7 protein-coding genes and 1 pseudogene are annotated in these 8,501 nt (G+C 43.0%); 4 read left to right on the plus strand and 4 right to left on the minus strand.

What is annotated here, in order from left to right:
- The first annotated feature begins 256 nt into the window (after positions 1-256).
- On the plus strand, positions 257-757 hold the full coding sequence (locus tag ACWXWT_RS19015) for a DUF3833 domain-containing protein (RefSeq protein ID WP_456043150.1): 501 nt from the start codon (positions 257-259) through the stop codon (positions 755-757).
- A gap of 65 nt (positions 758-822) precedes the next feature.
- Here the strand turns inward: ACWXWT_RS19015 and ACWXWT_RS19020 are convergent, their stop codons facing one another.
- The 4 genes and pseudogenes from ACWXWT_RS19020 to ACWXWT_RS19035 all read right to left on the minus strand — a co-directional run bounded on the left by ACWXWT_RS19020 (position 823) and on the right by ACWXWT_RS19035 (position 4,743).
- Entirely contained in the window at positions 823-1,167 is a 345-nt protein-coding gene (locus ACWXWT_RS19020) for a DUF3634 family protein (RefSeq protein WP_456043144.1), read from the minus strand.
- 341 nt (positions 1,168-1,508) lie between these two features.
- Positions 1,509-1,842, minus strand: a pseudogene (locus tag ACWXWT_RS19025) (cupin domain-containing protein).
- Between the two features lie 19 nt (positions 1,843-1,861).
- Positions 1,862-3,361, minus strand: coding sequence for a CoA-acylating methylmalonate-semialdehyde dehydrogenase (locus ACWXWT_RS19030; protein WP_456043145.1), 1,500 nt, complete (start codon positions 3,359-3,361; stop codon positions 1,862-1,864).
- A gap of 29 nt (positions 3,362-3,390) precedes the next feature.
- Entirely contained in the window at positions 3,391-4,743 is a 1,353-nt protein-coding gene (locus tag ACWXWT_RS19035; RefSeq protein WP_456043146.1) for an aminotransferase class III-fold pyridoxal phosphate-dependent enzyme, read from the minus strand.
- A gap of 375 nt (positions 4,744-5,118) precedes the next feature.
- Between ACWXWT_RS19035 and ACWXWT_RS19040 the strand changes: the two genes are divergently transcribed.
- The 3 genes from ACWXWT_RS19040 (at position 5,119) to ACWXWT_RS19050 (ending at position 8,344) form a co-directional block, all read left to right on the plus strand.
- Positions 5,119-6,615 carry an aldehyde dehydrogenase gene (locus tag ACWXWT_RS19040; RefSeq protein ID WP_456043147.1) on the plus strand — a complete coding sequence of 499 codons (1,497 nt, stop codon included), beginning with the start codon at positions 5,119-5,121 and terminating at the stop codon, positions 6,613-6,615.
- A 440-nt stretch (positions 6,616-7,055) separates the two neighbouring features.
- Positions 7,056-7,475 (plus strand): VanZ family protein, encoded by a 420-nt coding sequence (locus ACWXWT_RS19045; protein WP_456043148.1) that lies wholly within the window; start codon positions 7,056-7,058, stop codon positions 7,473-7,475.
- Positions 7,476-7,510: 35 nt separating this feature from the next.
- Positions 7,511-8,344 (plus strand): sulfurtransferase, encoded by an 834-nt coding sequence (locus ACWXWT_RS19050; RefSeq protein ID WP_456043149.1) that lies wholly within the window; start codon positions 7,511-7,513, stop codon positions 8,342-8,344.
- The last annotated feature ends 157 nt before the right edge of the window (positions 8,345-8,501 follow it).

The following is an 8,501-nucleotide window of genomic DNA, read 5'->3' on the forward strand; positions in this document are numbered from 1 at the left end:
TCTCAGGTATGCCACTTCTGTGTTACATCGATTTAAAAGGCAACAACCATTTCTACATCAATGTGCCTTGAATTGAAAAACCTGAGAGACTCTGAACTGACCAGATATTTAATGAGATTGGTATTACTTTATCCCTCCACTTGTTCTCCATTGAGGTTCACTTATGTTATGTAAATTGGCAACTTATTTTCATCAGGGGGTGTGGCGTCAGGCGTTGACTAAATCAAGTCTTTTTGGCTTGTTGCTATTCTGCGTGATGTCGTGTTCATCTGCTTCTATTGATGATTACAGCAACACTCAACCAGAGTTTGATTTAGCCACTTTTTTTGATGGAAAGTTAACGGCAGCTGGCGTAGTACAAGACTTTTCTGGCAAGGTAATACGTAAGTTTACCGTTACCATGGAAGCGTATTGGACAGATACCCCAGAGGGTAAGCAAGGGGTCATTAATGAGTGGTTTATTTACGATGACGGTGAAAAGCAAACGCGGGTATGGAAGATTACAGATAAAGGCAACGGTATTTACCAAGGCACAGCTAATGATATTTTAGGCATTGCAGAGGGGGAATCTCGTGGCAGTGCATTACGATGGCGTTATGACATGTTGTTGCTTGTCGATGGCAGTGAATACCAAGTGCATTTTGACGACTGGATGTTTCTTGTTGACGATAATACCATTATCAATAAAAGCGACATTATCAAATTTGGCATTACGGTGGCGCAAGTGACGTTGGTTATTGCAAAACAGGTCGATTAATGGCGAATATGGTAAATAAAAAATGGACTCAATTGAGTCCATTTTTTATAGCCTAGCATTAGGTATTAACCTTTTAGCTTAGATGAGTCTGTTTGTTTTTTGTCGTAGTATTCAAAGGGAAACTGGTTACGTATTTGCTGGGTTAAATTGTCGCCCACATTGGCAGATACATGTAAACGCACATCACCCGATTTTTCTGCTCTTACAGTGCAAGTGAGTTTATTTGATTTTGCAATAGAACGGCATTCGCGTTCAAAACGCTCGGGAATTTTGCCTTTATGGCTAGTCAGTTTACCGTCTTTAAAATGCATTTCAAAAAGCGTTAGTCCACGACTACCACTAAAAATGAGTTTATAGGCTAGAAAAAATAATCCTGCAATCACCAGTATCTTAATGAGGGAATCAGCCATAATTAGCTCCTTTGTGCTGTTCATTTTTATTTTTGTATAGCAGTAAGATACTCCCGTACGGCATGGATGCAATGCTATTTTGTTGAAATCTATGCGCGAGATCTAATACTGATAAAAACAGCTTATTAAATAAACATGTTGTGCTACATTTTATGAAAACCATCACTGGTTGATACGGACGTCATACTCATTTAAGGATAAATTTATGTCTATTTCTAATGCTGCTCGCTGGACCGAAATCTGTGATATTCAAGCTAATACCAATCCTATTTAATATGTGATCTTTCAGCGGGAGTTCAAAGTGCTATAGGCAAGGCAGATGATTGAAGCGAATAGTGACGTTATTGTTGTTCAAACATAACGTAGATCTTTTTACAGTGAATAACGACTTTCCATGTGCAGGTAAAGCCTGCTGGTATAACAAATTTATCGCCTACATTGACCGTTAAGTTTTGGTTGTTGCTGTTGGTGATAATGCTGCTACCTTCTAGAATGTCGCAATATTCATATTTGCTATAATTGATGTTCCAACTCCCAGACTCGCTTTGACATCCCCAACATTAACCTGCTTACAGGGCTTTCGACATGATTTTGCACCGACTGCAGTGGGTTGCCTGCGATGGTTTTTTCGTCTGCTAGGTGATTAGTGTCAGTTGCCGTTGTTTGGCGTAATATGTTTCGTCATAGTATTCACTTATTTCATGGTCGGCATAATGAATGCCGAAGGTTCGTTGCTGTCGGTTTTCGCTTGTGGCCAACGCGCGGTAATGGCTTTGCGCTTAGTATAAAAACGTACTCCATCTGGGCCGTGCATGTGCAAAGGACCGAATAACGAACGTTTCCAACCGCCAAAGCTATGAAATGCCATTGGCACCGGGATTGGCACATTCACCCCAACCATGCCAACTTCAACATAGTGGCAAAAGTGCCTTGCCGCTTGGCCACTTTGCGTAAATATGGCGGTGCCATTACCAAACTCATGTTGGTTAATCAGCGCTAATGCTTCGGCGTAAGTGTCGACACGAACAATCGCGAGGACAGGACCAAATATCTCTTGTTGGTAAATGCTCATTTGCGGCGTGACATGGTCAAATAAGCAGGCACCTAAAAAGTAACCTTGCTGGTGGTCGCTAATGCTGATGTTCCGGCCATCAACCACTAACGTTGCGCCTTCATTCACACCTGCTTCAACATAGTTACGTACTTTATCGAGGTGTTGTGCTGAAATTAACGGCCCCATATCCATCTCTGGGGTAATACCGCACCCCACTCTAAGCTGGCTTATTTTTGGTAAAAGCGCCTCTACTAATTTGTCGCCCACATCGCCAACGGCCAATACAACCGAAATGGCCATGCAACGTTCACCTGCACTACCATATGCAGCTCCCATTAAGGCATTAACAGCTTGATCTAAGTCAGCATCTGGCATTAACAACATGTGATTTTTAGCGCCGCCCAATGCTTGTACTCGTTTACCGTGTGCAGAGGCTGTGGTGTAAATGTATTCGGCTATAGGGGTTGAACCCACAAAACTCACGGCTTTGATGTCCTCGTGTGTTAGTAATGCATCGACGGCTTCTTTGTCACCGTTAATCACGTTAAACACGCCCTCTGGCAAACCGGCTTGTTTGAGTAATTCTGCAATTAACATTACTGAGCTAGGATCTTTTTCCGACGGTTTCATGATAAAGGTATTGCCGCACGCGATGGCAATCGGAAACATCCACATGGGCACCATTACCGGGAAATTAAACGGTGCAATACCTGCTACCACGCCTAGAGCTTGATTGACTGACCATGAGTCAACACCGCCGCCCACTTGTTGGGTATGCTCACCTTTTAATAGGTGCGGAATACCACAGGCAAATTCAACCACTTCAAGGCCGCGGGTAATTTCGCCTTTGGCATCATCGAGTACTTTGCCGTGTTCCAAGGTAATAAGCTCGGCGAGTTGGTCTACGTGCTGTTCTGCAAGGGCTTTAAATTTAAATAACACTCGGGCACGATTTAATGGAGTCACTTGTGACCAAGTGTTAAATGCGGTTTTGGCTGAAGCGATTGCTACTGCCACTTCATCTTTACTGGCCAGTGACACTTGCCCGCGAGCTTCGCCACTGGCGGGGTCATAAATAGTCTGGCTGCGCTTGCTTGCTTGGGTGTGTTGCCCATTGACAAAATGGCTGATGTTAAGCATGAACGTTGTCCTTATAAACTGAAAATGGGTTAACCCACGGCATTAATAGCGTCGGTAAGGTGATTCACCATGTCATCGATCTGAGATTTTTCGACAATCAAGGGGGGAGATAACGCAATAATGTCTGCGGTTGCGCGCACTAAGGCACCATGCCTAAAACAGTGGTCAAAAATGTCATAACCTCTTTTGCCTACACCTTTATCGCTTGGCGAAAATTGAATACCCGCGACTAAGCCTGTGTTACGAATATCAATGACATTGGGTAAACCTTTTAAGCTGTGTACGGCTTGTTCAAAATAATCTTCAAGACTTTTAGCTCGTTCAAACAATTGCTCGTTTTCATAAATCGATAACGTGGCTAATGCTGATGCCGCGGCAACGGGATGGCCGGAATAGGTGTAGCCGTGAAAAAACTCGATTAATTCATCGGGGCCGTGCATACAAGTGTCGTGAATGGCATTACTGACAAATACCGCGCCCATTGGAATAGCACCATTGTTGATGGCTTTAGCGGTAGTGATTATATCGGGTGTAACCTGCCAGCGCTCACTGGCAAAGGCTGCGCCTAGGCGACCAAATCCTGTAATGACTTCATCAAATATTAGTAAAATACCGTGTTGTTGGGTGATTTCACGTAAACGTTGTAGATAACCGTCTGGCGGTAAAATTACGCCAGCAGAGCCAGACATTGGCTCAACGATTACAGCAGCAATGTTTTCGGCGCCATGTAGGGTAATGAGTTGCTCAAGTACTTCGGCTTTGTCTATACCATGTGGCGGTAAGCCATGACTAAAAGCATTGTTAGCAATGTCTAGAGTATGAGGTAAGTGGTCGACACCTTGAAGTAGCTGTTGGCTAAAGGTTTTACGGTTATGACTAATGCCGCCGACCGAAATACCGCCAAAACCAACACCGTGATAGCCCAGCTCTCGACCAATAAATCGAGTTCGAGTCGCTTGACCATTAGCACGATGATAACAAAGCGCCATTTTTAGTGCGGTATCGACAGACTCAGACCCGGAGTTAGTAAAAAACACATGGTCTAATCCATCTGGGCTGAGTTGACTGAGTTTATGAGCGAGTTCGAAAGCAAGCGGATGGCCCATTTGAAATGATGGGGCGTAATCCATTTGGCTAATTTGTTTACTTACCGCTTCAGATATTTCCGTTCTGCCGTGACCTGCATTACAACACCATAAACCGGCAGTCGCATCGAGCACTTTATTACCTTCAATGTCGGTGTAATACATTCCTTGTGCCGACACTAATAAGCGAGGATTTGTTTTAAATTGCTTGTTGGCAGTAAAGGGCATCCAAAAGTGTGCCATGTTCGGCCATGTTTGCGATGAATCGCCAGTTCCCTTTTGCTGATATTCGCTCATAAATTGACTCTACATTGATTGCTACAATTTAGGGCCTGTTGAACTTTCAAGGTTGTGTTTAACTTGAATAAAATGCAACCAACAAAGGTCAGCAGGTCCTAGGGTATTCATCTCAAATTGGTTAAATAATGAGTGACGAATATTTGCTATGCTATGTCAAAAATAATGAACGTTAAAGTGTTTTGTGCATTTATTTAAACTAAATGTGCCTATGTTGTAAAATATATTGAAAATATCTTGCTGTTCAGCATAATCAGGTGACAATATTCAGTAATGCTACTGTGTCGATAATCTATTTTGACGGCACATATTTTATGTCTGGCACTTGCTATTTTTCTGAGTGCTTATCAATTCATTTATTATTTCGAGGTCACAATGAGTACTCCAACAAGTCGTAGCGATTGGGAAGCATTGGCAGCTAGTTTACAAATTAATGGCCATGCTTTTATTAATGGTCAATATCAAGGCTCGCTGTCGGGGAATACATTTGATTGCGTCAGTCCTATTGATGGCCAAGTGCTTGCCAAAGTGGCTAGCTGTGACCTAGCCGACGCTAATGCGGCGGTTGCCAATGCGCGTGAAGTATTTGAAGCCGGTACATGGGTTAATTTACCACCCGTTAAGCGTAAAAAAGTGATGATCAAATTTGCTGATTTATTGGAAGCGAATGCTGATGAACTCGCGTTACTTGAAACCCTCGACATGGGTAAACCTATCCAACATTCAAAAGGTGTTGATGTGGTGGGGGCGGCTCGCGCGATTCGCTGGTCTGGTGAAGCCATTGATAAAATTTATGATGAAATTGCCCCAACAGCACATAACGAAATTGGCATGATCACCCGCGAAGCCGTTGGTGTGGTTGCGGCAATTGTACCGTGGAACTTCCCAATGCTGATGGCATGTTGGAAGTTAGGACCTGCATTAGCAACTGGCAACAGCGTGATTTTAAAGCCTTCAGAAAAGTCGCCGTTAACTGCTGTTCGTATGGCGCAACTTGCACTTGAGGCGGGTATTCCAGCTGGAGTATTAAACGTATTACCTGGTTTTGGTCATACTGTGGGTAAAGCATTAGCCTTGCACATGGACGTTGATACTTTGGTGTTTACGGGCTCAACTAAAATTGCCAAACAGCTGATGATTTATGCAGGCGAATCGAACATGAAACGCGTGTGGTTAGAAGCCGGCGGTAAGAGCCCTAATATTGTATTTAATGACGCGCCAGATTTAAAAGCCGCAGCAGAAGCCGCCGCGGTTGCTATTGCCTTTAATCAAGGCGAAGTGTGTACCGCTGGGTCTCGCTTATTGGTTGAGTCGGGCGTCAAGGATGAGTTGATCAAGCTAATTGTACAAGAAATGCAGGGCTGGCAACCTGGGCATCCTCTTGACCCAACGACCACCTGTGGTGCAATGGTCGATCAACAACAATTAACAAATGTACTTAATTACATTAAAGCTGGTAGCGAACAAGGTGCAACCTTGGTTGAAGGTGGTAAACAGGTTATGGCTGAAACGGGTGGCGTGTATGTGCAGCCAACTATTTTCAGTAATGTTAAAAATGATATGACCATCGCCAGTGAAGAGATATTTGGCCCAGTGTTATCGGTTATCGAATTTGATGGCATGGAAGAAGCCATTAACATTGCTAATGACACCATTTACGGTTTAGCTGCTGGTGTATGGACATCGAATCTTAGTAAAGCCCATAAAACCGCTAAAGCACTGCGCAGCGGTATGGTGTGGATTAATCATTACGATGGTGGCGACATGACAGCGCCATTTGGTGGTTATAAACAATCTGGTAATGGCCGTGATAAGTCATTGCATGCGTTTGACAAGTACACTGAACTTAAAGCCACTTGGATTGCCTTATAGTTGTTTTTACGGTAAATGTTGAGCGAAAGCCCTTTAGCGATAAAGGGCTTTTTTGTTAGCCTGTCTTAACGTACGACGGCATGGTCTATTTTTTTCCATAAAAAATAAGACATTCCCACCATCCATGGCGGTCAGATGCTGGAGGTAGAGCAACGCAAGAGCAGTTGCCGAGGAACGACTATGTCTTCAAAAGGCTGTCTCGAATACCTCACTGATAATTTTCGCTAAAAGAGTAAGTTCTAATGCGAATTGGTATTATGTACACCTCGTAACTTGAGATAATTTAACTTGGTTTAGGTTAAGCAAAATTAACGCTGAAATATCAGCCTGTCGCGGTAGACTCATCGACATTATTTGACCTGATTGCAGGTTGGCGACATTATTTTTAATAGTATCAATATAAGTGACATACGCATCATGTCATACACGGATGACGACCTATGACCGACAAATTATTTTCTCGTTTAATTATTGTGGCAGCATGTCTTTTTTTTAGTTTTATTGTGTGGGTTATTTATCTTGCTAACACTGGTGCGCACAGTATTTTTTTTGACATCATCAAACATATCCCTTTCGGCGATAAAGTCGGCCACATGTTGTTATTCGGTTTATTGACCTATGTTGTTAATTTAGCCTTACTCAGTCGTCATTTTCGGATAGGGCGTCTTCCGCTTTATTACGGCACTGTGTTAGTGTCGATATTCGTCTTGAGTGAAGAAATCAGTCAGGGTTTTATCCCTTCAAGAACACTGGACATCATCGATCTCGTTGCCGATGCTGTAGGTATAATCTTATTTAGCTATTTTAGTTACTTAACTCAGCGCGCTTTGGATAATTATCAAGAAAGCCGTTTAAGTTAGTATCGAGTTGGCTTAACAACATAGTGAGGTTTAATGTGAATTCTCCTTTAGTAACTACAGATTGGTTGGCGTTACATCTTGAAGATCCTGATCTTGTACTACTCGATGCCAGTATGGCGGTGGTATTGGGTAAAGAACCACTAGTATACGATGAACTGTATGTTATTCCCGGCGCATTATCTTGCCAAATTGATAAATTATTTTTTGATCATCATTCCTCTCAAACACATGCCATTCCAACTGCTGAGCAGTTTACTGATGCCGCACAATCATTGGGGATCGTCCATAACAGCACGGTAGTGATTTACGACGACCAAGGTATTTATTCAGCACCGCGAGCTTGGTGGACGTTTAAGGCTATGGGGTTTGATAAGGTTTTTGTGCTCGACGGGGGGTTACCGCAATGGCGATCGGAAGGACGAGATACGGTACGTCAATTTGCAGAACCTACTTACTCAGGTGATATTAAAGGACGTTTGCTCCAGCACAAGGTGTGCGACACTGAGTTTGTGTTAACTCATCTTGGTCATGCGAACGTTGACATTATTGATGCCCGCGCAGCAGGGCGTTTTAATGGCACTTTACCAGAACCGCGAGTAGGGATGCGCAGCGGCCACATTCCCAGTTCGCTTAACTTGCCGTTTGCGCAAGTGTTAAATGGTTTTAAAATGAAGTCATTACGTGAGTTACAAACGCTTTTTGCCTCGTTAAATACTAGCCATAATGCACAACGGGTGCTCAGTTGTGGATCTGGCATTACAGCTTGTATTTTGATATTAGCCTCGCATGTAGCAGGCCATCATCAAACGATTCTATATGATGGTTCATGGTCGGTTTGGGGAGGCGATGCAGCACTCCCCATTGAATAATTGGGTTAATTTTTTATGGCCAAGGCCACTAATGTTGTGGTTGAATTAGCCGGACACTTCAATAAAGGAATATAATAATGCCATTATTGAGGTGAATATGACTAAACGAATAAATAAACAATATCCAGATGATTTTAAAAAAGAAGCTGTCGCTTTG

It is taken from the genome of Shewanella sp. A22 (assembly GCF_053850585.1).

Bases quoted from the DNA above. Each gene is read 5' to 3' on its own strand.
- ACWXWT_RS19030 (WP_456043145.1), bottom strand. From the start codon at position 3,361: ATGCTTAACATCAGCCATTTTGTCAATGGGCAACACACCCAAGCAAGC.
- ACWXWT_RS19040 (WP_456043147.1), top strand. From the start codon at position 5,119: ATGAGTACTCCAACAAGTCGTAGCGATTGGGAAGCATTGGCAGCTAGT.
- ACWXWT_RS19015 (WP_456043150.1), top strand. From the start codon at position 257: ATGTCGTGTTCATCTGCTTCTATTGATGATTACAGCAACACTCAACCA.
- ACWXWT_RS19035 (WP_456043146.1), bottom strand. From the start codon at position 4,743: ATGAGCGAATATCAGCAAAAGGGAACTGGCGATTCATCGCAAACATGG.
- ACWXWT_RS19020 (WP_456043144.1), bottom strand. From the start codon at position 1,167: ATGGCTGATTCCCTCATTAAGATACTGGTGATTGCAGGATTATTTTTT.
- ACWXWT_RS19045 (WP_456043148.1), top strand. From the start codon at position 7,056: ATGACCGACAAATTATTTTCTCGTTTAATTATTGTGGCAGCATGTCTT.